This window comes from Kribbella sp. NPDC050459 (genome assembly GCF_040655315.1).
Classification (GTDB): domain Bacteria; phylum Actinomycetota; class Actinomycetes; order Propionibacteriales; family Kribbellaceae; genus Kribbella.
The window spans coordinates 800740-823034 of the sequence record NZ_JBFAJQ010000001.1 but is presented as its reverse complement, the minus strand read 5'-3'; the positions used below and the strand labels follow the sequence as shown (position 1 = coordinate 823034).

The following is a 22295-nucleotide window of genomic DNA, read 5'->3' as shown; positions in this document are numbered from 1 at the left end:
CTCCGTCCGTCGAACTTCCCACAAGTAAGACACCCGGCCGCGGCCGGTTGTGACATCTACGGGCGGAGCTGCTTGCGGGACGTGATGCCCAGCTTCGCGAAGACCTTGCGCAGGTGCCACTCGACAGTGTGCTGGCTGAGGAACATCTGCGCGCCGATCTCGGCGTTCGTCAGCCCCGCGCCGGCCAGATCGGCGATCCGCGCCTCCTGCGGCGTCAACGAGTCCCGGCCCGTGGTGTCCGCCGTACGGCGTTCGTCCAGCACCTCACCGGTGGCCGCGAGCTCCCGCGCCGCCCGCTCGGCGAACGCACCGGCACCGGCCTCCGAGAACAGCTTGTACGCCATCCGCAGCTGTCCGCGCGCGTCCTGCCGGCGGCCCTCCCGCCGCAGCCACTCGCCGTACACCAGGTGCGTTCGCGCCAGGTCCATCCGCATCCGCGTGCGGCTCAGCCGCTCGATCCCTTCCTGGTAGGCCGCCTCGGCCGCGCGACCGTCCGCCCGCAGCCCGGTCGCCCGCGCCAGGACCCCGAGGCCCCAGTCCGTTCCGGTGGCCTCGGCCTGCTCTTTCAGCCGGCCGTACCCTTCCGCCGCGGCCTCGGGACGTCCCGCCCGTGACGCCGCCTCGATCAGCTCCGGCAGCGCCCAACTCGACGCGCCGAGCTCGGCCGGATACGCCGTCGCCGCGAGACCCGAGGTCAGCGCGGTCTGATACTGCGCCTGGGCGTTGTGCAGCAAGGCGTTGGCCATGTGCGCGAAGGACACGGCACCGCCCTCGCCGCGCGCCGCCGAGTCGTCCAGGCTGGCGGCGATCAGCGCCGCGGCGTCGGTCTGTCCACGCCAGGCCGCCAGGCAGATCTCGCCGTACGACGCCAGGTCCGCGCCGGTCGCGTCGTGGATGGTCTTCACCTCGGCGAGCAGCGCAGCGCCCGCCGTGAGCTCGCCACCGAACAGGCTCAGCATCACGCGGTGGTGCAGGACGAGCGGCAGCTGGTTGAGATCGCCGACCTCGCGCGCGATCCGGAGATGCCGCGCGGTGAGCAGATCCCAGCTCCGGTCGTCCCACAGGTTGACGGCCAGCACCGCGGTCAGCCACATCCAGGTCAGGTCGTCCGTCTCCGGCGTCCCGTTCTCCGCCTCGAACGCGGTCATCGCGTCCCGCGCCGGCGCGACCATCGCCGGATAACCGTCCGCGAACAAGGTCGCGACCGCGTCGTACAGCAGGTCGCGTTTGCGTGGTTCCGCCAGCCGGGGCACGGCCTTGGCGGCGCCGGCGACGTACGCGATGCCCCTGTCCTTGCCGAAGCGGCCGGCGAACTGGGCCGCGGCCAGGGCGTTCAGGTAGGTGTCCCGCGCCAGGCCGAGGTCGAGCGGTTCGAGCCGCCGGGCCGCGTCGAGCAGCAGCGGCGGAGCTTCCAGGCTGTGCCCGGAGGCGAACGTCACCTGCGCGCGCATCAGGTTCACGCGCGCCTGGTGCAAGTCGTCGACCGGCCCCTGGCCGGCGGTGTTCAGGAGTCGTAGCGCGGTCTCGAAGGCGCCTGCCGCCAGGCTTGCCTGCGCCGCGGCGAGGGCCCGGACCGACCGCGTCGCCGGATCCGGCGTCAGCTCGGTCGCGCGCTGGAGGAACGCGGACGAGGCCGCCATACCGCCACGCCGTTGCGCCCGGTCGGCCGAGCTCACCAACTCGGCCGCGACGTCCTCGTCCGGGCCGTCGGCGCCCTGGGCGCGATGCCAGGCGCGGCGATCGGGATCGAGCTCCGGGTCGATCGCCTCCGCGAGGGCCTGGTGCGCGGCACGCCGGTCCGCCGGGTCCGCGGCGCGGTACGTCGCCGACCTGACCAGCGGATGCCGGAACCGCACCCGGGCCGCGATATCGATCAACCCGGCGGCCTCGGCCGGGGCCACCGCGTTCATCGGCACGCCGAGCAGCACGAGAGCGCGGACGAGCAGCGGTACGTCGCCGACCGGCTCGGCAGCCGCGGTCAGCAGCAGCCGCTGTGTGTCCTGCGGCAGCGCCTGGACGCGGAGCGCGAAGTTCTGCTCGATCTGGCTCGCCAGCGGCCGGGTGTCCGGTCGCTCGAACCCGCCGGCCAGCTGGGCCGCGGTCAGCCCGCGCGGCAGCTCCATCAGCGCCAGCGGGTTGCCCCGGGTCTCGGCCACGATCCGGTCGCGGACCGGCGCGTCGAGCCGCCCGGGCACGACCGAGTCGAGCAGCGAGCCGGCGTGCTCGTCGGCGAGACCGCCGACCGGCAGCTCCGGGAACCCGCTCCACTCCGGTGCGGTCACCGGCTCGCGCAGCGCGAAGACCAGTCCGATCCGGTCCGCGAACAGCCGGCGCCCCACGAAGGTCAGCGTCTGGACCGAGGCCTGATCGAGCCACTGCGCGTCGTCGACGACACACAGCAGCGGCTCCCGATCGGAAGCCGCCGACAACAGACTGAGCGTCGCCGCACCGATCAGGAAGCGATCGGGCGGTCCCCCGCCGCTCAGCCCGAACGCGATCTCCAGGGCGCCGCGCTGCGGACCCGGCAGGCGATCGCTGAGACCGAGGAGCGGGAGGCACAGCTGGTGCAGGCCGGCGAACGGAACCTCCATCTCCGACTCGACCCCGGACGCGCGCGCGACCCGGCAGCCGTCGGCCCGTCCGGCGACGTACTCGAGCAGCGCCGACTTGCCGATGCCGGCCTCGCCGCGCATGACCAGCACCTGTCCGTCCCCGGAGCGCACCCCGGCGACCACGTGGTCGAGGCGTGCGGACTCCGCTCGTCGCCCGCGCAATCGCTGCCAGCCCACCCGTCAGAGGCTACGTGCGAACAGCGATACGGGTACAGAACCCGCCAGTACCGTAAGCGCCGATCAGACAGCTTCCTGCGCCAAGCGGTCGCGGGCGCGCTTGACGAGCTGGCGCGCGTTCGGCGCGCCGATCCGGAGCGTCTCGGCGATGTCACGGTACGGGTAGTCGAAGCCTTCCCGCAGCACGTACGTAGCCCGCTCGGCCGGCGACAGCCGGTCCTTCAACAGCTGGACGGCGGTCGCGAACGCCTCCCGGTTCTCGGCGTACGCGTGCGGATCGGGCCCGGCCGCCACGCGCTCGTCCGGAAGCCAGGGCCCGACCGTCGTCTCGTGCCGGCGCCGCGCCGACTGCACCAGGTTGATCGCCAGCCGCGACACCGCGGTGGCGAGGAACGCCTGCGGGTCGGCCACCGCGGACCGGTCCGTCCGCTGCCAGCGCACCCAGACGTCCTGCACGAGCTCCTCGGCCTCGTGCGGGTTGCCGACGATCCGGCGCGCGATCCGGAACAACCGCGGCCGAGCCTGCAGGAACTCGTCCAAACCCGCTGTACTCACGATCCGGCCTCCTGACGCTGGGGAACACCTCCAGCGTCGGCCGCCGGCCACGGGGTTCGCGCCCTGGAGACCCCATGGTCGACTGCGTGGCCGATTACGTGGTCGAGTGCGTGGTCGAGTGTGTGGCCAAGTGCGTGGTCAGGCCTCGAGGGCGTTCAGGATCGTGGCTGTGACGGCCTCCGGTTCGGAGACGCTCAGGGCGTGCGAGGCGCCGGCGATCTCGCGGGTGTCCTTCGCACCGGCGCGGTCGGCGAGGAACCGGTGCAGGGCCACCGGGATGTTCATGTCCTGGTCGCTGAACACGAACCAGGACGGGATCGTCTGCCAGGCCGGCGTGGACGTCGGCAGCGGGCCGGTCAGGGCGGCCTCGGTGGCCGGCCGCTGGGTCGCGGCCATCAGCGCGGCCTGCTCGGCCGGTACGTCGGCGCAGAACTGCTGACGGAACACGTCCGGGCGGATCGCGAGCTCGTTGCCGCCGGTGGCCACCGGGTAGGCGTTCAGCGCGTCGCCGAGCGTGCTGCCCGGGAACATCAACGACAGCTGGAACGCGGTCTCGCCGTGGTCGGGTGCGAACGCGCAGACGTACACGAGCGCCTTGACCGCGTCGTTCCCGGCGGCGGCCTGGGTGATCACCATGCCGCCGTACGAGTGCCCGACCAGGACCACCGGCTTGCCGATCCCGGCGATGACGTCGCGGACGTACTGCGCGTCGCCGTCGAGGCTGCGCAACGGGTTGGCCACCGCGACCGTCTCGATCGAGCGCTCCCGCAGCCGCTCGACGACGCCGTTCCAGCTGGCCGACTCGGCGAACGCGCCGTGGACCAGGACGACGACCGGATTCTCACTCATGGGGTTCTCCTCTTCCCTCGGGTACTGGGTGAGACCGGACAGACAGCCGGGTTGTGACCGGGGCGACAGTCACAGAACGCCACTCTGCGCTGTCCTGGTGGGTGAAGACATCCGCAGCGCACGAAGGAGAACAGATGAGCATCACCGAACAGCAGATCGCCACGTCGGTCCTGGTGATCGGAACCGGTGGTGCCGGCCTCCGGGCGGCGATCGAACTGGCCGAGCAGGGCGTCGAGGTTCTTGCCCTCGGCAAACGCTCGCGCTCCGACGCGCACACCTCGCTGGCGGCCGGCGGCATCAACGCGGCGCTCGCAACCATGGACCCGGACGACAGCTGGCAGCAGCACGCGGCCGACACCCTCCAGGAGAGCTACCTGCTCGCGAACCCGGTCACCGTGCAGGTCGTCGCCCAGGGCGCGGCCCGCGGGATCGAGGACCTCGAACGCTGGGGGATGCCGTTCGCGCGCGAGGCCGACGGGCGGATCTCGCAGCGGTTCTTCGGCGCGCACACCTACCGCCGGACCGCGTTCGCCGGCGACTACACCGGGCTGGAGATCCAGCGCACGCTGATCAACCGCGCGGTGCAGCTCGGCGTACCGATCCTGGACACCGTCTACGTGACCCGCATCCTGGTGAAGGACAACACGGTCTTCGGCGCCTACGGTTTCGACCTGACGACCGGTCGACGGTACGTGATCCACGCCGACGCGGTGATCCTGGCCGCGGGCGGTCACACCCGGATCTGGCGGCGGACGTCGTCGCGGCGCGACGAGAACACCGGCGATGCGTTCCGGCTGGCGGTGCTCGCGGGCGGGCGGCTGCGCGATCCCGAGCTGGTGCAGTTCCACCCGTCGGGGCTGATCGAGCCCGAGAACGCGGCGGGCACGCTCGTCTCCGAGGCGGCCCGCGGCGAGGGCGGCCAGCTGCGCAACGCGCTCGGCGAGCGGTTCATGGCCCGCTACGACGCGGAGCGGATGGAGCTGTCGACGCGGGACCGGGTCGCGCTGGCGGAGTACACCGAGATCAAGGAGGGCCGCGGGACGCAGAACGGCGGCGTCTGGCTGGACGTGTCGCACCTGCCCCGCGAGACGATCATGCGGCGGCTGCCGCGGGTCTACCAGACGTTGCTCGAGCTGCAGATGCTCGACATCACCAAGCAGCCGATCGAGATCGCGCCGACCGCGCACTACTCGATGGGCGGCGTCTGGGTCCGGCCCGAGGACCACGGCACCGGCGTCGACGGGTTGTGGGCGATCGGCGAGGCCGCGAGCGGGCTGCACGGCGCGAACCGGCTCGGCGGCAACTCGCTGATCGAGCTGCTCGTCTTCGGGCGGATCGTCGCCGAGGAAGCGGCGAAGTACTCGATCCGCCGGCAGGCCCAGCTGCGGTCCGCGGACGCCGTCGCCGAGGCCCGCGCCGAGGTCGACCGGTTGCTGACCAACGACGGGCCGGAGAACGTCCGCGCCCTGCAGCGCGCGCTGCGCGACACGATGACGGCGCGGGCCGGCGTCGTCCGCGACGAGGCGGGCCTGCAGGCCGGCCTCGCGGAGCTGACGGACGTCGAGGAGCGGATCGCGCAGATCGGCGTCCATCCGGACATCGCCGGTTTCCAGGACCTGGCGCACGCGTTCGACCTGAAGGCGTCGGCGCTGGCCGCGCGGGCCACCCTGGACGCGGCGCTGGTACGGCGCGAGACCCGCGGCTGCCACAACCGCTCGGACTACCCGGACCTCGACGAATCCCTCCAGGTCAACCTCGTCTGGTCCGGCCCCGGCGCGATCGAGCAGGAGCCGATCCCCCCGATCCCCGCCGAGCTGCGGCAGCTCATGCGCCACGTCTCGTCCGACGGCAAGCTCGTCGAATGACCGCGCCGGCGATGGTCGCCGAGTTCGACGACGTTGCCGCCTGGACCGCGGAGGCCGTCGAGCAGCTCGGTGACCAGCACGCGATCCCGGCGGCCTGCCGCGGCAGTTCGAGCCCGGCCGCGCTCGCGTGGCTCGCCGAGGCCTGCGAGCTGTCGCCGGGCGACCAGTTCCTCGACGTCGGCGCAGGCTCCGGCGGTCCTGCGGCGTGGGCCGCCCGGCGCTTCGGCGTACGACCGATCCTGCTGGAGCCGATGCCGTCCGCGGGCCGCGCCGCCGCACGCCTCTTCGGCCTGCCGGTCGTCACCGCCGACGGCCGGCAATCCCTCGGCCTGCTCGTCGTGGTCGCGAACCGTCCCGTCCCGGAGCCGCCCGACGGCAACCACTTCCCCACCCAGTCCGAACTCGCCGACGTCCTCGACCACACCGGCTTCGACCTCGTCGAACAAACCGAACGCCCCGCCGCCGTCCCGCTGTCCTGGACCCGCCGCGCCGCCGAGGTCACCGCCCACATCACGGCCCGCTACCGAACCCACCCCGCCTACACCCTCGCCACCAGCCAGGACACCCGCCTCGGCCGCCTCTTCACCGACGGTGACCTGACCCTCCAGCTCCTGCATGCCGTGAAGCGCTGAGCAGGCCGACGAGGAGTGCCAGTGGCGCCCAGCCGCCGCGGCCACGGCGGGTCAGGACATGGGCTCGCATGCGGGGTTCGGGATCGCGGAGGCGGCGCAGGGACAGGCCGGTGGCCCTGGGGTAGGTGGCGGGCATCAGAGCGACGCCGAGGCCGGCGGTGATCATCTCCTCGACGAGTTGGAGGCTGTCGGCGCGCTGCGTGACGCGGGGCTCGAAACCGGCCAGAGCGGCGATGGTGCGGACGACCTGCTCGTCGGCGGTGTGCCGCGAGTTCACGATCCAGTCGCTGTCGGCGAACGCGGCGATGACGTCGACCGCCGTACCGGATGTACGCCGGGACCGTGACGGTACGGCGAGGCTCCAGGTGTTCTCCCACAACGGTGCGGCCTGCAGCGCGGCGTGCTGCGGCGCGGGCGCGAGGTTGTAGTCGTAGGTGAGTGCGAGGTCGACCTGGTCGCGCTCGAGCAACGCGATCGCCTCGGGTGGTTCCTGTTCCTGGATCGCCACCCGGACGGCGGGCGGCAGCTGCGGTACGACGGGGAGCAGCGTGTCGCGGATCGCGGTGTGGAAGGCGGCCACGCGGACGGTTCCGGCCGGGTCGGCGGACGGGTCGAGGTCGGCCCGGGCGGCCTCGTGGGCGGCCAGGATGTGGACGGCGTGGTCGGCCAGCCGGCGGCCTGCCGGGGTGAGGCGCACGCGGCGGCCGTCGGGCTCCAGCAGGGGTGTGCCGACCTCGTGGGCGAGCGCCGCGATCTGCTGCGAGACGGTCGAGGTGGTGACGCCGAGAACGTCGGAGACGGCACGCATCGAGCCCAGTCGGGACAGGGCGAGCAGGAGTTCGAGCCGGCGGACGTCCATTCATCGATCATGAACGATATGTCCAGGATTCTCACGTGGACGCGAACGAAATCCCGAGCTTGACTGGACGGTATGCGCACACGTGAGACCGGTATCGCCTTCGCGGTGCTGTCGATGACGATGGTCCAGCTCGGACTGGCCGCCTCCGTCGGGCTGTTCGACCGGGTCGGGCCCGAGGGTGCGGCCTGGCTGCGTCTGGTGTGTGCCGGGCTGATCGTCCTCGTGCTGTTCCGTCCCCGGCCGAGTTCGTTCGACCGGAACGCGTTCCTGGCCGCGGTCGGCCTCGGCGTCGCCACGGCCGGCGTGACTCTTTTGTTCATGGCCGCCGCGGCACGTCTCCCGCTCGGTACGGCGAGTGCGCTCGAGTTCCTCGGCCCGCTGTCGGTCGCCGTACTCCGGAGCCGCGGGCGACTGGTCTGGCCGGCGCTGGCCTTCGCCGGCGTGCTGCTGCTGACCCAGCCGTGGCACGGGTCGGTCGACGGCCCCGGCGTACTGTTCGCGCTCGGCGCGGCCGTGTGCTGGGCGGCGTACATCGTGCTCACCCAACACGTGGGCAGCAACGTCGCCGGCCTTCAAGGCATGGGCGTCTCGCTGCCCGTCGCCGCGATCGTGGCGACGGCCGTGGCAGGACCGGCCACGATCCCGGTCATGACCTGGCAGCTGGTCGTCATCGGCTTCGGCCTGGCGCTTCTGCTCCCGGTGATCCCGTTCAGCCTGGAGTACTTGGCGCTGCGGCGCCTGGACGCCGGTGTCTTCGGCACACTGATGAGCCTCGAACCGGCCCTGGCGCTGCTGATCGGCTGGCTACTGCTCGGCCAGTCCCCCTCGCTCCTGCAGGCGTTCGGCATCGGCTGCGTGATCGCGGCCGGCGTCGGCGCGGAGAGAGCCGTGGGCCAGCGCCGCGAGCAGACCGAGCATGACCAGACCGGCGACGCCGTGGTACCACTGCCAGCCGATGCCTAGCCCGACGAATCCGTCGAGCACCATCACCACGGCTCCGGCGCCGACGCCGATCGCCAGCAGCAGAACGCCGGCCAGCAACAGCTTCCGCGGCACCCGGCGGCCGAACGGGCTCACCGTGGCCAGCGCCAGGGCCGCGCCGGCCAGGCCGGAGATCGCGGCGAAGGCCTGGGCCAGCGTGGGGTTCAGAAAGTACGCCTCCGCGGCGTCGGGCGGGACGATCGGGCCGGACGGGAATCCCAGCCGGCCCTCGACCGCGAACACCGCCTTCCCGACGGCGTAGCCGATCATCACCACTGCAACGCCGTACGCCGGTATCCTCCGCATGCCTCCACCGTAGGAGTTCGTCCGCCGCGCGAACTCCCTCCTGCGGGTGATCCTTGCTAGGCGGCCGCGCGGGCCCGGGCCACTTCCTGGCCCCGGACGGTTTCGGGGTAGCGGGCGAGCATGGCGCGGAGTTCCTCCGCATCGACGTTGGCGCCGAAGAGTTCCGTGCCGGGCTCCAGACGCTTGCCCTCGGCAAGCGGTCCGGCGAGCACCGGGTCGAAGCCGAGCGCGTCGACGATCCTCGCGACCTCCTCGGCGTCGGCCTGCTCCCCCGCGACGGCGATCGCCTTGCGGTGCGCTGCGTGGGCGCCTTCGTCGAGGTCGTGGTAGCCCATGTGGTTGAACGCCTTCACCACGCGGGACTCCGGCAGGAACCGCTGGACGATCTCCGACGACGACGTCCGCGGGTCGGTGAGGTCGTCGCGGATGCCGTCGACCTCCCACCAGTAGTTCATCGCGTCGACGACCAGCTTGCCGCGGAGCGCTTCGACCGGGATCGTCTGGTGCTTGCCCAGCGGCAGCGCCAGGATCACCACGTCCGCCTCGGCCGCGGCCTCGGCGGCGGTGGTGGCGACGGCGCCGGGCGTGACGACCTCGACGATCAACGCAATCCTCTCGACGTCACCCGAGCCGGCGACCAGCACGCGATACCCGGCCGCGATGGCCAGCCGTGCGAGCACGGTCCCGACCTTGCCCGCGCCCAGGATCCCGATCGTCGTCATTCGGACTCCGCCAGGATCTCGCGCACCAGCGGGATCACCTTCGTGCCGTACAGCTCGACGGCCTTCAGCCGCGCACTCGACGGCAGCGGACCGCCCGAGTAGATGAGGTCGAACCGCTCGACGCCGAGCGCCTTGACCGCGCCCGCGATCCGGCGCGCGACGGTCTCCGGCGAACCGACGTACATCGATCCGTGCAGCACCTCGGACTCGAACTCCGCACGCTTCAGCGGCGGCCAGCCGCGCAACGCGCCGATCCTGTCCCGCATCACCTTGTACGGCGCGTAGTAGATCTCCTTGGCCTGCTCGTCGGTCTCCGCGACGAACCCCGGCGAGTGCATGCCGACCGGATGCGCGACGGTCCCGAACTGCTGGGCGGCCCGCTTGTACAGGTCGATGTACGGCGCGAACCGGTCCGGCGACCCGCCGATGATCGCGAGCATCAGCGGCAACCCATAGTACGCCGTACGCACCACGGACTGCGGCGACCCGCCGACCCCGACCCACGTCGTCAGCCGGCCGGACTCGGTCTTCGGGTAGACCTCGATGTTGTCCAGCGCCGCCCGCACGGTGCCTTCCCAGGTCACCGGCTTCTCGTCGAGCAACCGCACGAACAACTGCAGCTTCTCCTCGAAGAGCTTGTCGTAGTCGGCCAGGTCGTAGCCGAACAGCGGGAACGACTCGGTGAACGAGCCGCGCCCGAGGATCACCTCGGCGCGCCCGTTCGACAGCGCGTCGACGGTCGAGAACCGCTGGAAGACGCGCACCGGGTCGTCCGAGCTCAGCACCGTCACACCCGACCCGAGCCGGATGTTCGAGGTCTGGGTGGCGATCCCGGCCAGCACCGTCTCCGGCGTCGAGATCGAGAACTCCGGGCGGTGGTGCTCACCGAGCGCGATCGCGTCCACGCCGATCTGGTCGGCCAGCACCGCCTCGTCCACCACCTGCCGGATCGCCGCGGCGGCCGTCACCGGCGCACCGCTGTCGTCCACCGGGATGTCACCGAAAGTATCGAGTCCGAAGGCCAGTTCGGCCATCTCCGCACGCTCCTGTCCACTCACGCACCAAGTCTAGGTTGACATGTCAACACCAGACCGGCCGGGGTTCATTCCCCGGTGCGCCAGTGCCGGAGTTTGTCCGGGTTCAGCACGATCCAGACGTCGGTCACCTTCGCGCCGGTCACCCGCAGGCTGAGCACGGCGACCACCGGCCCGGCGGGCCGCCCCGTGTCCCGCAGCACGACGCCCGGCTGGCCGTTCACCGCCTCGACCGTCAAGGCCAGGTCCGGCCGCAGCAGGGCGGTCAGGCAGCGCACGACCTGCGCGGGCCCGCGGACCGGCTCCAGCGCGGCCGGCACCCGGCCGCCGCCGTCGCTGACCGCCACCACCTCGGCCGCGAGCAGGCTGCGGATCGCGGCGCTGCTCCCGACTCGGCAGGCCGCGGCGAACCGGTGGACGACGGCATGATCACGCCGTCTGAACACTGGCACCTCCCCGCTCACGCGACCGCGGTCAGCTTGGCGCTGTTCAGCTGCCACAGCACCTCGACGATCCCGTCGGCCGACGTGGTCACCGCGCAGACCGCGAACATCCTGCCGTCCCGCGACAGGAACGCGGCCGGACCGCCGTTGGCCGTACCGAACTCCACCTCGACGCCCGCCCAGAAGTGCGACGCGAACGCCCGGTGGAACTTCGCGACCCGCTCCCGGCCGACGACCGGGAACTTCGACACCTGCCGCGCGCCGTTGCCGTCGGAGTAGCTGATCGCGTCCTTCGCCAGCAACTCCTGCAACGCGACGACATCGCCCTCGCGGGCCGCACTGATGAAGGCCGTCAGCAACGTCTTCTGCTGGTCTCCGCTGACCTCGGTCCGGCGTTCGGCCCGGATCCGCTTGCGGGCGCGACTGACGAGCTGCCGGACCGCGGCCTCGGACGTCTGCAGCATCGCGGCCAACTCGTCGTACGGGTAGTCGAACGCCTCCCGGAGGATGTACGCCGCGCGCTCGGTCGGCGACAGCCGTTCGAGCACGAGGAGGACCGCGAAGCTCAGCGCCTCCCCGTGCTCGGCGCCGAGGTACGGGTCGGCGCTGGTGTCGACCGGTTCGGGCAGCCACGGCCCGACGTACGTCTCCCGGCGCGCCCGCGCGGACTGGCTCGCGTTGATCGCGAGCCGGGTCACCCGCCGTCGACAGATACGCGACCGGGCTCTGGACCGCGCTGCGGTCCGCGGCCTGCCAGCGCAGCCACACCTCCTGGACCAGGTCCTCGGCCTCGGCGTGGCTGCCCAGCATGCGGTACGCGATCCCCATCAGGCGCGGCCGCACCTGGTGGAAGACCGCGACCGCGTCGTCCAGATCCTCAGTCATCCGCTGGATGATACGGCCCGGGCTCGCCTTCCAGCGCCTCGATCGCGCTGTGCAGGCTGTTCAGGTCGGCCGCCTCGGCCTGCACCTCGAAGGGATCCATCAGCCACTCCTCGGGTGACTCGTCCTCGGGCGGCGTCCCGGCCGCGTTCAGCCGGATGTCCGCCTCCACCTCGACGTCGAGCTCGCGCAGGAACTCGGACTCCGGCACGCCGGTCATTGCGCCGCGTACCAGTCCGCGTAGTGCAGCTCGCCCAGCGTGGCCTCGCCGAGCGGGACCAGGCTGCGCTCGGTGAGCTCGGAGCCGAAGTACCGCGCGTGCACGTCGGAGACGACCTCGCGGGTGTCACCGCGCTCGGCCAGCGCCTTGCGGATGAACTCGTCCATCCGCACCTCGTCCGGCCCGGCGATGTCGATCCGCGTGTTCAGCGGCTCGCCGACCGCGGTCCGTCCGAGGATCTTCGCGACGTCCTCGGCGGCGATCGGCTGCCAGGCGACCGGCGCGATGTGCACCTTGCCGTCGTCCCAGGTGGCTTCGTCCGCGGTCGGCCCGACGAACTCGAAGAACTGGGTCGCGTGCACCAGCGAGTACGGGATCCCGGAGGCCTTGATCAGCTCCTCCTGGGCGATCTTCGCGGCGAAGTAGGCGTTGTCCGGCAGCCGCTCGGTGCCGACGATCGAGATGCCGACGTGGTGCCGGACGCCGGCGGCGTCCTCGGCCTGCAGCACGTTCGAGGTGGACGTCTGGAAGAACTCCATCACCGGCCCGGCCTCGAACGACGGCGAGTTGGCGACGTCCACGACCACGTCGGCGCCCTTCAGCACATCGGCCAGGCCCTCGCCGGTGATCGTGTTGACCCCGGTGCTCGGTGCGGCCGGGACCGCCTCGTGGCCGTGCTCGGTGAGCTTCGCCACCAGCTTCGTGCCGATCAGGCCGGTGCCGCCGATCACGACGATCTTCATCGCAGATCCCTTTCGATTGTCTTGAGCTGTCATCAGGTAAGACAGGGCACCCCCGGAGCTTGTGACAGTCACATCCGGGACTGCTGCCCTGTCTTGTCTGTGACGTCAGCCGAGAGGAGAGGCAGTTGCCCAACGCCACGGTCCGGATCCGGGTGCGGATGACGGCGCGGCCGATCGACGAGCCGCACCGGGTCGCCAGCCAGCTCGAGCTGCTCTTCGACCTGACCTTCGTGGTCGCGGTCGCCGCGGTCACCGAGCAGTTCGCCCACACCATCGCCGAGGGCCACGCCGGCGACGGTGTGCTGCCGTTCCTGCAGGTGTTCTTCGCGATCTGGTGGGCGTGGATGAACTTCACCTGGTTCGCGTCGTCGTACGACACCGACGACGTCACCTACCGGATCCTGACCATGGTGCAGATGGCCGGCGTGCTGCTGCTCGCCGCCGGCGTCCCGGCCGCGGCGGACCACGGCGACTACCTGATGATCACCTCGGGCTACCTGGTGATGCGGCTCGGGCTCGTCTCGCTCTGGCTGCGCGCGGGCCTCGAGGACCCGGCGTCGCGGCGGACGGCGTTCCGCTACGCGATCGGGATCGGGGCACTGCAGATCGGCTGGTTCGGCCGGCTGTACCTCGCGAACACCGGCGCCTCCGACGGGGTACTGCTCGCCGCCTTCGTCGCCCTGGCGATCCTGGAGCTGTCCGTACCGCTGTGGGCCGAGCGCCCGCGGGCGACGCACTGGCATCCGCACCACATCGCGGAGCGGTACGGGCTCTTCACGATCATCCTGCTCGGCGAGGCGGTGCTGGCCTCGTCCAACGCCGTACGCCGGGCCGTCGCCGAGACCGACGTGAACGCCGAGCTGATCGCGGTCGCGGGCTGCGGCCTGGTGATCCTGTTCGCCTTGTGGTGGCTGTACTTCCTGCATCCGGCCGGTCCGCGGCTGGAGGACCGACGGAATCGCTCGTACCGCTGGGGCTACGGCCACTACGGCCTGTTCGCCTCGCTGGCCGCGCTCGGCGCCGGCCTCGAGGTCGCGGTCGAGCAGACCGGTCATGAGCTGCACCTGTCCCCCACGGGCGCGAGCTACGCGGTCGCCGTACCGGCCGCTTCCTTCATCGCCTTGCTGTGGGGCGTGCACCGAGCCATCGCCGACGTCTCCCGGGTCCACCTCGGTACGGCGGTGGCGGGCATCGCCGTACTGCTCGTGCTGCCGCTCGCGACACCGGCGATCGGACCGGTCGCCGACCTCGCGCTGATGGCCTTGACCTGCGTCGGCGTCGTTGCCGTCGCCTCGTGGGACGCTAGGCGGTGAGCGCGGACAGCGTCTTCAGCGTCGACCGGATGACATCGGCGATCGGTACGTCGTCCGGCGCGGCGATCCAGCGCTCGAACGACACCCGGAACACGGCGACCCCGGTCTCGGCTGCCAGCGCGGCCACGTCCGGGTCGACGCCGCGCGCGAGCAAGCCGTCGGTGAGCGACGTCGTCATCGACGCCATCTTGATCAGCTCACGTTCGCGCAGCTCCGGCGTCGACGCGATCACGGCGGCCCGGCGGCGCGAGTAGTCCCGGCGGAGGTCGTCGAAGAACTCGGCCGAGGCCAGGACGGCGGCCGTCACGGCCTCCATCGGGGATGCGTCCGCGGGCGCCGCGGCGAGCGCCGCGGCCATGTCCTGCCCGAGCAGCTCGGATCCGGCGAACAGCACCTCGCGCTTGTCCGCGAAGTGCCGGAAGAAGGTGCGCGCGGTGACCCCGGCCCGGTCGGCGATCTCGGCGACGGTCGTGCCGTCGTACCCGCGCTCGGCGTACAGCGCCATCGCCGCCTCGCGCAGCCGCCCGGCCGCATCCGGTTCCCACCGTCCCATGACGTCGATCCTAGCCGATGTCATCGAGTGACATCAGGGTGTAGCATCACTGATGTCAGTCAGTGACATCACCGGAAGGAACCTTCTATGCGCGTCTTCATCACCGGCGCCTCCGGCCACCTCGGCTCGGCGGTGGTCCCGGAACTCCTGCACAACGGTCACCAGGTCCTCGGCCTGGCCCGCTCCGACGAGTCGGCGAAACGGCTCACCGACCGGGGCGCCGAGGTCGTCCGCGGCGACCTGGCCGACCTCGACCGGCTGCGCGCGGCAGCGGCGGCAGCCGACGGCGTCGTACACCTCGCGTTCCGCCACGACCTGATGGTCGCCGGCGATCTGGCCGGCGCCGCCGAAGCCGACCTCGCGGCGCTGCGCGCACTGGCCGACGCACTGGACGGCACGAACAAGCCGCTCGTCAGCACGTCGGGCACCGGCATGCTCACCAGGTTCGTCCAGGGCCGTCCGGGGACCGAGGCCGACTTCTCCCCCGCCGGCGGATACCGCATCGACGCGGAGAACCTCGTCGTCGCACTGGCCGATCGGGGCATCCGCTCGTCGATCGTCCGGCTTCCCCAGGTGCACAGCGAACTCGACCACAACGGCTTCGTCCCGGCGCTGATCCAGTTCGCCCGGCGCAACGGCTTCGCGGCGTACGTCGGCGACGGCGCGAACCGCTGGCCGGCCGTCCACACCCTCGACGCCGCGAGGCTCTACCGCCTGGCACTCGAGTCGGCGCCCGCCGGTTCCCGCCTGCACGCCGTCCACGACGAGGGCATCGCCTTCCGCACCATCGCCGAGGCGATCGGTCGCGGCCTCCACGTCCCGGCCCGCTCGATCACCGCCGAGCAGGCACCGCAGTACCTCGGCTTCCTCGCCGGCTTCGCCGCCATGGACAACCCGTCCACGGCGACCCTGACTGGCGAGCTCCTCGACTGGCACCCGGCCCAGCCGACCCTGCTCGACGACCTCGCCAAGCCGTTCTACTTCCAGGACACCTCCCGGTGACCTTGGCCAAGTCACGACCTGTCCAAGGTCCCGGCGAGGTGTGGCTGGTTACACCTTGAGGACCGGCGCGACGGTCTTGGACTTCGAGCCTTCGTACGCCGCGAGCAGGATGCCGAGGACGGCGATACCCTCCTCCTCGGTGTGCAGCGGGCGCTGCTTGCCGAGCAGCGAGTCGGCGAAGTGGCCGATCTCGGCGACGAACGTGTCGACCGGCTCGAACTCGAAGGTCTCGGTCTCACCCGACCGGAGGCTGTAGGACAGCGACGTACCGTCACTGGTCAGCGAGCCGAGCTCGCCGACGGCCGAGAACCGCTCGGTGCCGGCGGCCGGCTGGTACGCCCAGCTGGTCACCAACTGGCCGACGACGCCGTTGTCGAACCGGATCAGGACCTGGGCGGAGTCCTCGCCCTCCATGAACTTCAACCGGTGCGTGGAGAGCATCGCGGTCACCTCGACCGGCAGCCCGCCGGCGAGGTGCAGCATCAGATAGGTGGGGTGGTACCCGGTGTCAATGAGCTCGCCACCACCGCTCGTCTTGCTGCTCGCCCGCCAGCCCATCGACGTCGGGTCGAAGTCGTTGTAGAAGCTGTCCGTCGTGCGGACCTCGTACACCGTGCCGATCGTCCCGGCCTGCAGCAGCTCCCGGGCCTTCGCGACGGCCGGCATGAACAACTGGTTGTGCGCACACATCAGCGTCACGCCGTTCTCGGTCACCGCCTTGCGGACGTCGGCCGCCTCCTCGGCGGACAGGCACAGCGGCTTCTCGCACAGGATGTGCTTGCCCGCCTCGGCCGCCGCGACGATCGCATCCCGGTGCAGATGGTGCGGCAGGCAGATGTCGACCGCGTCCAGATCCTCGCCGGCGAGCATCTCGCGATAGTCCGTGTACGCCGCGGCGTCCAGCTCCTCGCCACGCTTCTTCGCCGTCTCCTCGACCGCGTCCGCGACCGCGGTGACCGCGATCCGGTCCGCGTGCGCCCGGTACCCCTTGATGTGCGCCGAAGCGATGCCCCCGGCGCCGATCAGCCCGACCTTGATCATGCCGTCGTCCTTTCAGCTGTAGGAGATCACTCGGTTGGACTCGGCCGCCGCGTTCGCCGCCACCACCAGGCGGGTCAGCTCGACGGCGCGCTCGATGTTCTCGTCGGCACGGGTGTCGTTGACGATGTGGTCGACCCACTGCGCGAACGGATCCGGCGAGTGCTCAGGCACCTCGACCTGCTCGCCGTTCACCAGGAGAACGTTCCCGCGGTCGGTGTAGGTGAGTGTGCCCTCGGTCCCGAACAGCTCGATCGTGAACGGGTTGTTGCTGGCGAAACCGGCCTCGATCACCCCGATCGTCTGGTCGCCGTACCCGGCCACGACGACCGCGTTGTCCTCCAGCCCGCGACCGGCCACCGAGCGGTACGTCGCGCTCACGGTCTCCGGCGTCGCGCCGAGGAACAGCTGGGTCAGGTACACCGGGTGGCAGCCGAGGTCGGTGAGCGCGCCGCCGATCGCGGCCTTCGGCTCGAAGAACCGCTGCGGCAGCCAGCCCTCCTTGCCGTCCCGCCCGATCGCGCCGTCGTGCGAGAGCCGGACCCGGCCGTAGGTCACCCGGCCGAGTGTCCCCTGGTCGAGCACCTCCCGGATCGCGGTCGTGTAGCCGTGCGCGAGCCGCGGCAGCGAGACCGTCAGCTTCACGCCGGCGGCGTCGGTGGCGGCGACGATCTCCTCGGCCTCGGCGACCGTCGGCGCGAGCACCTTCTCGGTGTAGATGTGCTTACCGGCCTGAGCGGCCTTGACCATGATGTCGCGGTGCACGTCGGTCGGCGTCGTGATCACCACGCCGTCCAGGTCCTCGCGCGCCAGCAGCGCGTCGAGATCGCCGGTGAACTCCACACCGAACTGGTCGGCCCCGGCCCGGCCGCGCTCGGCGTCGTCGTCCCAGACGGCCACCAGCTCCGTCCCCGGGTGCGCCTGGGCCTGCCTGGAGTAGTCGCCGGCATGGACGTGCCAGAAGCTGAGCGTCGCGATCTTCAGCGGATTGGACACGCGGGTCCTCCTCAGTGGAAACCTTCGGAAACGTTTCGGATCGAGCGTCGGCAGATCACGGTACAACGTTGTCATCGGTGCGCAACAGACCCCCGGCGCGCCCGTTCACACGGTGAGACCCGCGCGCAATCGGGATGCTTATAGTTATCCAGGACTCCCGGAGAACTGAGGTGGCTGATGAGCGAGGAACCGGTCGGCGGTGACCTCTCGCGGCTGCGCCAACTCAACGCCGCCGCCGTGCTGCGGGAACTGCGCGGCGACCAGCCCCTGACGCTCACCGAGTTGTCGAAGCGAACAGGCCTGTCGCGCGCTTCGACCGAGGACGTGGCCCGGGACCTGCTCGGCCGCGGCTGGCTGACCGAGGTGGCACCGGCGTCCGGCTCGGTCGGGCGGCCCGCGCGGCGGTACCGGTTCAACGCGGGCGCCGGGCGGTTGCTCGGGATCGACATCGGCGGCCACAAGGCGCTCGCCCTGGTCACCGACCTCGACGGCGAGGTGATCAGCCAGAGCCGGATCGAGATCGCCGCGGAGGCCGGGCGACGGCAGCGGCTCGCGGCGCTGGACCGGTGCGTGACGAAGGCGCTGGCGGGCGCCGGCGACGGGCAGATCTGGGCGACCGGGGTGGCGACCACCGGCCTGGTCGACGGGACCGGGAAAGTGATGCTCTCGGACTCGTTGCCGGAGTGGAGCGGGGTCGACCTGGCCGCGCAGGTCCGGCGCCTGGTCCCCGGCCCGGTCCGCGTGGAGAACGACTGCAAGCTCGCCGCACTCGCCGAGACCTGGCGCGGCGTCGCCCGGTTCGCGAAGGACGTGGTCTTCCTGCTGGCCGGCCTGCGCACCGGCGCCGGACTGATCATCGACGGCAAGCTCCACCGCGGCTTCGCCAACTGGTCCGGCGAGATCGGCGCCCTCCCCGCCGCCGGCTGGCAACAAGCCCCGCACCACCTGCACGACTGGCTGGAGAACAGTCCCGCAACCGAAACGAGCGGCGGGTTCGAGCGGGTGTTCGTGGCCGCTCGCGCGGGCGACGCGGCGGCCCTGGCGGCCGTCGACGCGTACGTGCGGGATCTGGCGGTGGGGGCCTCCGCCCTGGTGCTGACGCTGGACCCGCAGCTGGTCGTGATCGGGGGCGGGTTCTCGCGGTCGGCGGACGTGATGGTGGCGCCGTTGCGGCGCGAGCTGGACCGGTGGTGCCTGCGGACGCCGGAGATCCGGGTGTCCGCGTTCGCCGACGAGGGCGTCGCACTGGGCGCCGTCCGGCTGGCACTCGACGAGGTCGAGTCGACCATCACGACCGGGCTCAGGCCTTGACATAATTTTCCTGGACTCCATGATTATCCCCATCGCCACGCCCAGCGAGAGGAAGCATCATGATGCGTCCGTTCCGTCTGCTCACCGTCGTCGCCACCGCGGGTGCCCTGCTCGCCGCGGTCCTCGCCTCCCCCGCCCAGGCCACCATCAGCGGCGCGACCGCGACCAACACCGCGACCACGGTCACGTACCGCTTCTCCTACACCGGCGCCCCGCAGTTCCTCCGGGTGTACGTCGACACCGACCGCAACCCGTCGACCGGATTCGCCCAGGGCGGCACCGGCGCCGACTACCTGCTCGAGAACGGCAGCCTCTACCAGCACACCGGCACCGGCTGGAGCTGGACGCTCGTCCGCTCTGTCACCTTCGGCAACACCGGCGGAGTCGCGCAGTGGATGGTCGGACGCGCTGACCTGGGTGAGACCGCCACGCCGAACGACGCCGACCTGATCTTCCAGGCGGAGGCCCCGCTAGAGACGTCCGCGAAGTACACGCAGGTCTACACCGGCGGCAGCGGCGGAGTGACCTACACGCCGTCGACCGAGAACTTCGCCAACCCCGAGCGCGGCTTCTACCACCACACCGGCGACTGCGACACAGCGGACTTCTCCCAGTCCACCCTGCAGGGCTACCGCACCGGTCAGGGCATCTCGCTGGTGATGTGCGTCTTCTACCTGGCCGAGTACAAGAACGGCCCGATCGCCCAGGCGGCCCTCGACCAGCTGCAGCAGCAGCTCGACACCGTCCGCGCGGCCGGCCTCAAGATGGTGCTGCGTCTCGCGTACACCACGTCCACCACAGGCGACGACGCGACGAAGGACCGCGTCCTGGCGCATCTCGACCAGTTGGCGCCGTACCTTTCGGCCGGCAAGGACGTGATCGCCGTCGTCCAGGCCGGGCTGATCGGCGCCTGGGGCGAGTGGTACTACACGCAGAACTTCGGCAACGCCGGTGTCGTGTCGGCGACGGACTGGGCGAACCGCAAGGCGGTCACCGACAAGCTGCTCAGCGTCGTGCCGTCGACCCGGATGATCCAGCTGCGGACCCCCAAGTTCAAGCGCACCCTGTACTCGACCACCCCGGTCCAGCCCGGCGACGCGTACACCGGCTCGACGCTGTCCCGCGTGGGTCACCACAACGACTGCTTCCTCGCCAGCGCCGACGACTTCGGCACGTACGAGAACCCGTCCGTCGAGTACCCGTACCTGCAGTCCGACACGACGTACGTCGCGATGGGCGGCGAGACCTGCGGCGTGAACGCGCCGCGCTCGCAGTGCCCCACGGCGACCAGCGAGCTCGCGCAGTTCCACTGGTCGTTCCTCAACACCGACTACGAGCCCAACGTCCTGAGCTCGTGGAACTCCGGCGGCTGCCTGGCGACCGTCAGCAAGAACCTCGGGTACCGCTTCCGTCTCGAGTCCGGCACCTACCCGTCGACCGCCGCACCCGGCGGCAGCCTGCCGGTGTCCTTCACCGTCCACAACGACGGCTACGCGACGCCGTTCAACCCGCGCAACCTCGAGCTGGTCCTGCGGAACACCTCCACCGGCAGCGCCTACCAGCTCCCGATGACGTCGGACCCGCGCCGCTGGACCGCGGGGACGTCGACCACGGTGTCGCAGACCCTCACCGTGCCCGCCAGTCTTCCCGCAGGTTCGTACGCCCTGCTGCTCAACCTGCCGGATCCGCTTCTGTTCACTCGCCCCGAGTACTCGATCCGCCTCGCGAACCAGAGCACCTGGGACGCGGCGACCGGGATGAACTCGCTCCTGCACACCGTCAGCATCAGCTAGGAGACGACATGAGACGAAGGCTCGCTGCCGCCATGTGCGCGATCGGACTGCTGCTGCCTGCCCAGCAGGCGCTCGCGGCACCGTCCACGACGCGCACCTACTCCACCAGCGACGAGGTGATCGCCAACCCCGAACGCGGCTTCTACCACCACACCGAGACGCATTACCGAGCCGACGGCAGCGGGTACGCGCCGCTCGACCTCACCACCCTGCGCACCTTCCGGACCCAGGAGAACATCACGCAGATCCTGCGCGTGTTCTACCTGGAGAAGTTCGCGAGCCAGGACGCGATCGACAAGCAGTACCTCGACCTGGTCCGTGCCGACTTCCGCACCGCCCGCGCGGCCGGCGTCAAGGTGATCGTGCGGTTCGCGTACGCGCTGCCGGGCGCGGGCTGGCCGCCGCCCACGCCGTACGGCGACGCGCCGGTCGCCCGCGTACTCAAGCACATCCAGCAACTCACGCCGGTCCTGCGCGACAACGCCGACGTGATCGAACTCGTGCAGTCCGGCTTCGTCGGCCTGTGGGGCGAGGGCTACTACACCGACCATTTCAGCGACCCGCAGGACCCGAGCCAGGTCTCGGACCAGAACTGGGCCGATCGCAAGGCGGTCACTGACGCGCTGCTGAAGGCGCTCCCGAAGGACCGGATGATCCAGGTGCGCACGCCGTACATGAAGCAACGGATGTACGGCGTACCGACCGGGACCGCGGGCGGGCTGACCGCCGAGCAGGCGTACGACGGTTCGCCGGTGGCCCGGATCGGGCACCACAACGACTGCTTCCTGGCCAGCCCGGACGATTTCGGCACCTATCTCAGCGACCCGATCGAGCTGGACAAGGACTTCGTTGCCCAGGACACCAACTATGTGCCCCAAGGCGGTGAGACCTGCGCCGTGAACCCGCCGCGCTCGGAGTGGGACTCGGCCGCCGCGGAGATGACCCGGCTGCACGTGTCGTTCCTGAACACCGACTACAACAAGGACGTGCTCGGCAGCTGGGGTGACAACCTCGAGGTCGCGAAGCAGAAGCTCGGCTACCGGTTCGCTCTCGACGAGAGCACGGTCACGACCCGGCGCGGGACGGTCCAGGTCGACCTGCAGGTGCGCAACGACGGTTGGGCTGCCCCGTACAACCCGCGTCGGGTCCAGCTGATCTTCCAGAGCGCGAAGCACACCTACAAGGTCGACGTACCCGCCGACCCGCGCCGCTGGGGCGCCGGTACGACGATCTCCGTCAGCTGGAAGGTCGCCGCACCGCCCGTGCCCGGCACGTACAAGCTGTTGCTGAACCTGCCGGACCCGCGCCTGTCCACACGTCCCGACTACTCGATCCGCCTTGCCAACAACGGGACCTGGCAGCCAAGTACCGGTTACAACGATCTCGGTCAGAGTGTGACTGTCGGTTAG

The 22295-nt window shown here is 71.0% G+C and carries 21 protein-coding genes and 1 pseudogene; 8 read left to right on the top strand and 14 right to left on the bottom strand.

Annotation, left to right across the window (positions count from 1 at the left end):
- Positions 1–56: 56 nt before the first annotated feature.
- The 3 genes from AB0I12_RS03865 to AB0I12_RS03855 all read right to left on the bottom strand — a co-directional run bounded on the left by AB0I12_RS03865 (position 57) and on the right by AB0I12_RS03855 (position 4193).
- Complete coding sequence (locus tag AB0I12_RS03865; protein WP_359924120.1) at positions 57–2789, bottom strand: AAA family ATPase; 2733 nt, start codon at positions 2787–2789, stop codon at positions 57–59.
- Positions 2790–2852: 63 nt separating this feature from the next.
- Entirely contained in the window at positions 2853–3344 is a 492-nt protein-coding gene (locus AB0I12_RS03860) for a sigma-70 family RNA polymerase sigma factor (protein ID WP_359924117.1), read from the bottom strand.
- 138 nt (positions 3345–3482) lie between these two features.
- Positions 3483–4193 carry an alpha/beta hydrolase gene (locus AB0I12_RS03855; RefSeq protein WP_359924114.1) on the bottom strand — a complete coding sequence of 237 codons (711 nt, stop codon included), beginning with the start codon at positions 4191–4193 and terminating at the stop codon, positions 3483–3485.
- Between the two features lie 134 nt (positions 4194–4327).
- Between AB0I12_RS03855 and AB0I12_RS03850 the strand changes: the two genes are divergently transcribed.
- Together AB0I12_RS03850 and AB0I12_RS03845 are read left to right on the top strand one after the other, a co-directional pair.
- A complete protein-coding gene (locus AB0I12_RS03850; protein ID WP_359924111.1) occupies positions 4328–6058 on the top strand; it encodes an FAD-dependent oxidoreductase in 1731 nt (576 codons plus the stop codon).
- Positions 6055–6690 (top strand): hypothetical protein, encoded by a 636-nt coding sequence (locus AB0I12_RS03845; RefSeq protein ID WP_359924108.1) that lies wholly within the window; start codon positions 6055–6057, stop codon positions 6688–6690. Before AB0I12_RS03850 ends, AB0I12_RS03845 begins: the two co-directional genes overlap by 4 nt.
- Here the strand turns inward: AB0I12_RS03845 and AB0I12_RS03840 are convergent.
- Positions 6641–7549 (bottom strand): LysR family transcriptional regulator, encoded by a 909-nt coding sequence (locus tag AB0I12_RS03840; protein ID WP_359924106.1) that lies wholly within the window; start codon positions 7547–7549, stop codon positions 6641–6643. The genes AB0I12_RS03845 and AB0I12_RS03840 overlap by 50 nt on opposite strands.
- A 72-nt stretch (positions 7550–7621) precedes the next feature.
- Between AB0I12_RS03840 and AB0I12_RS03835 the strand changes: the two genes are divergently transcribed.
- The gene (locus tag AB0I12_RS03835; RefSeq protein ID WP_359924104.1) at positions 7622–8512 is read left to right on the top strand and encodes an EamA family transporter; all 891 of its coding nucleotides are present in this window, start codon (positions 7622–7624) and stop codon (positions 8510–8512) included.
- 380 nt (positions 8513–8892) lie between these two features.
- Here AB0I12_RS03835 and AB0I12_RS03830 read toward each other — a convergent pair whose 3' ends face one another.
- From AB0I12_RS03830 to AB0I12_RS03800, 7 genes and pseudogenes are all read right to left on the bottom strand, one after another.
- Positions 8893–9558, bottom strand: a complete 666-nt coding sequence (locus AB0I12_RS03830) for an NAD(P)-binding domain-containing protein (RefSeq protein ID WP_359924102.1) — start codon at positions 9556–9558, stop codon at positions 8893–8895.
- Entirely contained in the window at positions 9555–10616 is a 1062-nt protein-coding gene (locus AB0I12_RS03825; protein ID WP_359924099.1) for an LLM class flavin-dependent oxidoreductase, read from the bottom strand. Before AB0I12_RS03825 ends, AB0I12_RS03830 begins: the two co-directional genes overlap by 4 nt.
- Before the next feature lie 44 nt (positions 10617–10660).
- Positions 10661–11038: a hypothetical protein gene (locus AB0I12_RS03820; protein WP_359925137.1), complete on the bottom strand. Its 378-nt coding sequence runs from the start codon at positions 11036–11038 to the stop codon at positions 10661–10663.
- Between the two features lie 14 nt (positions 11039–11052).
- Positions 11053–11733 carry a sigma factor-like helix-turn-helix DNA-binding protein gene (locus tag AB0I12_RS03815; protein ID WP_359924096.1) on the bottom strand — a complete coding sequence of 227 codons (681 nt, stop codon included), beginning with the start codon at positions 11731–11733 and terminating at the stop codon, positions 11053–11055.
- A gap of 64 nt (positions 11734–11797) precedes the next feature.
- Positions 11798–11845, bottom strand: a pseudogene (locus AB0I12_RS03810) (hypothetical protein); the annotation flags it as partial.
- A gap of 67 nt (positions 11846–11912) precedes the next feature.
- Positions 11913–12128, bottom strand: a complete 216-nt coding sequence (locus AB0I12_RS03805; RefSeq protein ID WP_359924093.1) for a hypothetical protein — start codon at positions 12126–12128, stop codon at positions 11913–11915.
- Between the two features lie 5 nt (positions 12129–12133).
- Entirely contained in the window at positions 12134–12880 is a 747-nt protein-coding gene (locus AB0I12_RS03800) for an SDR family oxidoreductase (RefSeq protein ID WP_359924091.1), read from the bottom strand.
- Positions 12881–13005: 125 nt separating this feature from the next.
- Here AB0I12_RS03800 and AB0I12_RS03795 point away from each other — a divergent pair, with 125 nt between their 5' ends.
- Complete coding sequence (locus AB0I12_RS03795) at positions 13006–14193, top strand: low temperature requirement protein A (protein WP_359924088.1); 1188 nt, start codon at positions 13006–13008, stop codon at positions 14191–14193.
- Here the strand turns inward: AB0I12_RS03795 and AB0I12_RS03790 are convergent.
- Complete coding sequence (locus tag AB0I12_RS03790; protein ID WP_355692058.1) at positions 14183–14746, bottom strand: TetR family transcriptional regulator; 564 nt, start codon at positions 14744–14746, stop codon at positions 14183–14185. The genes AB0I12_RS03795 and AB0I12_RS03790 overlap by 11 nt on opposite strands.
- An 87-nt stretch (positions 14747–14833) precedes the next feature.
- Here AB0I12_RS03790 and AB0I12_RS03785 point away from each other — a divergent pair, with 87 nt between their 5' ends.
- Positions 14834–15748, top strand: a complete 915-nt coding sequence (locus AB0I12_RS03785) for an SDR family oxidoreductase (RefSeq protein ID WP_359924085.1) — start codon at positions 14834–14836, stop codon at positions 15746–15748.
- A gap of 48 nt (positions 15749–15796) precedes the next feature.
- On the opposite strand, the gene AB0I12_RS03780 is transcribed toward AB0I12_RS03785, so the two are convergent.
- Together AB0I12_RS03780 and AB0I12_RS03775 are read right to left on the bottom strand one after the other, a co-directional pair.
- Complete coding sequence (locus AB0I12_RS03780) at positions 15797–16789, bottom strand: Gfo/Idh/MocA family oxidoreductase (protein WP_359924082.1); 993 nt, start codon at positions 16787–16789, stop codon at positions 15797–15799.
- A gap of 12 nt (positions 16790–16801) precedes the next feature.
- On the bottom strand, positions 16802–17782 hold the full coding sequence (locus AB0I12_RS03775) for a Gfo/Idh/MocA family oxidoreductase (protein ID WP_359924079.1): 981 nt from the start codon (positions 17780–17782) through the stop codon (positions 16802–16804).
- A gap of 177 nt (positions 17783–17959) precedes the next feature.
- Here AB0I12_RS03775 and AB0I12_RS03770 point away from each other — a divergent pair, with 177 nt between their 5' ends.
- From AB0I12_RS03770 to AB0I12_RS03760, 3 genes are read left to right on the top strand one after another with little or no spacing between them, the layout of a single operon-like run.
- Complete coding sequence (locus tag AB0I12_RS03770) at positions 17960–19093, top strand: ROK family protein (protein ID WP_359924076.1); 1134 nt, start codon at positions 17960–17962, stop codon at positions 19091–19093.
- Positions 19094–19152: 59 nt separating this feature from the next.
- Entirely contained in the window at positions 19153–20886 is a 1734-nt protein-coding gene (locus AB0I12_RS03765) for a DUF4832 domain-containing protein (protein ID WP_359924073.1), read from the top strand.
- 8 nt (positions 20887–20894) lie between these two features.
- Positions 20895–22295 (top strand): DUF4832 domain-containing protein, encoded by a 1401-nt coding sequence (locus AB0I12_RS03760; protein WP_359924070.1) that lies wholly within the window; start codon positions 20895–20897, stop codon positions 22293–22295.

Coding starts and splice junctions, on each gene's coding strand:
- AB0I12_RS03855 (WP_359924114.1), bottom strand. CDS start 4,193: ATGAGTGAGAATCCGGTCGTCGTCCTGGTCCACGGCGCGTTCGCCGAG.
- AB0I12_RS03850 (WP_359924111.1), top strand. CDS start 4,328: ATGAGCATCACCGAACAGCAGATCGCCACGTCGGTCCTGGTGATCGGA.
- AB0I12_RS03845 (WP_359924108.1), top strand. CDS start 6,055: ATGACCGCGCCGGCGATGGTCGCCGAGTTCGACGACGTTGCCGCCTGG.
- AB0I12_RS03840 (WP_359924106.1), bottom strand. CDS start 7,549: ATGGACGTCCGCCGGCTCGAACTCCTGCTCGCCCTGTCCCGACTGGGC.
- AB0I12_RS03835 (WP_359924104.1), top strand. CDS start 7,622: ATGCGCACACGTGAGACCGGTATCGCCTTCGCGGTGCTGTCGATGACG.
- AB0I12_RS03830 (WP_359924102.1), bottom strand. CDS start 9,558: ATGACGACGATCGGGATCCTGGGCGCGGGCAAGGTCGGGACCGTGCTC.
- AB0I12_RS03800 (WP_359924091.1), bottom strand. CDS start 12,880: ATGAAGATCGTCGTGATCGGCGGCACCGGCCTGATCGGCACGAAGCTG.
- AB0I12_RS03790 (WP_355692058.1), bottom strand. CDS start 14,746: ATGGGACGGTGGGAACCGGATGCGGCCGGGCGGCTGCGCGAGGCGGCG.
- AB0I12_RS03785 (WP_359924085.1), top strand. CDS start 14,834: ATGCGCGTCTTCATCACCGGCGCCTCCGGCCACCTCGGCTCGGCGGTG.
- AB0I12_RS03780 (WP_359924082.1), bottom strand. CDS start 16,789: ATGATCAAGGTCGGGCTGATCGGCGCCGGGGGCATCGCTTCGGCGCAC.
- AB0I12_RS03770 (WP_359924076.1), top strand. CDS start 17,960: ATGAGCGAGGAACCGGTCGGCGGTGACCTCTCGCGGCTGCGCCAACTC.
- AB0I12_RS03765 (WP_359924073.1), top strand. CDS start 19,153: ATGATGCGTCCGTTCCGTCTGCTCACCGTCGTCGCCACCGCGGGTGCC.
- AB0I12_RS03760 (WP_359924070.1), top strand. CDS start 20,895: ATGAGACGAAGGCTCGCTGCCGCCATGTGCGCGATCGGACTGCTGCTG.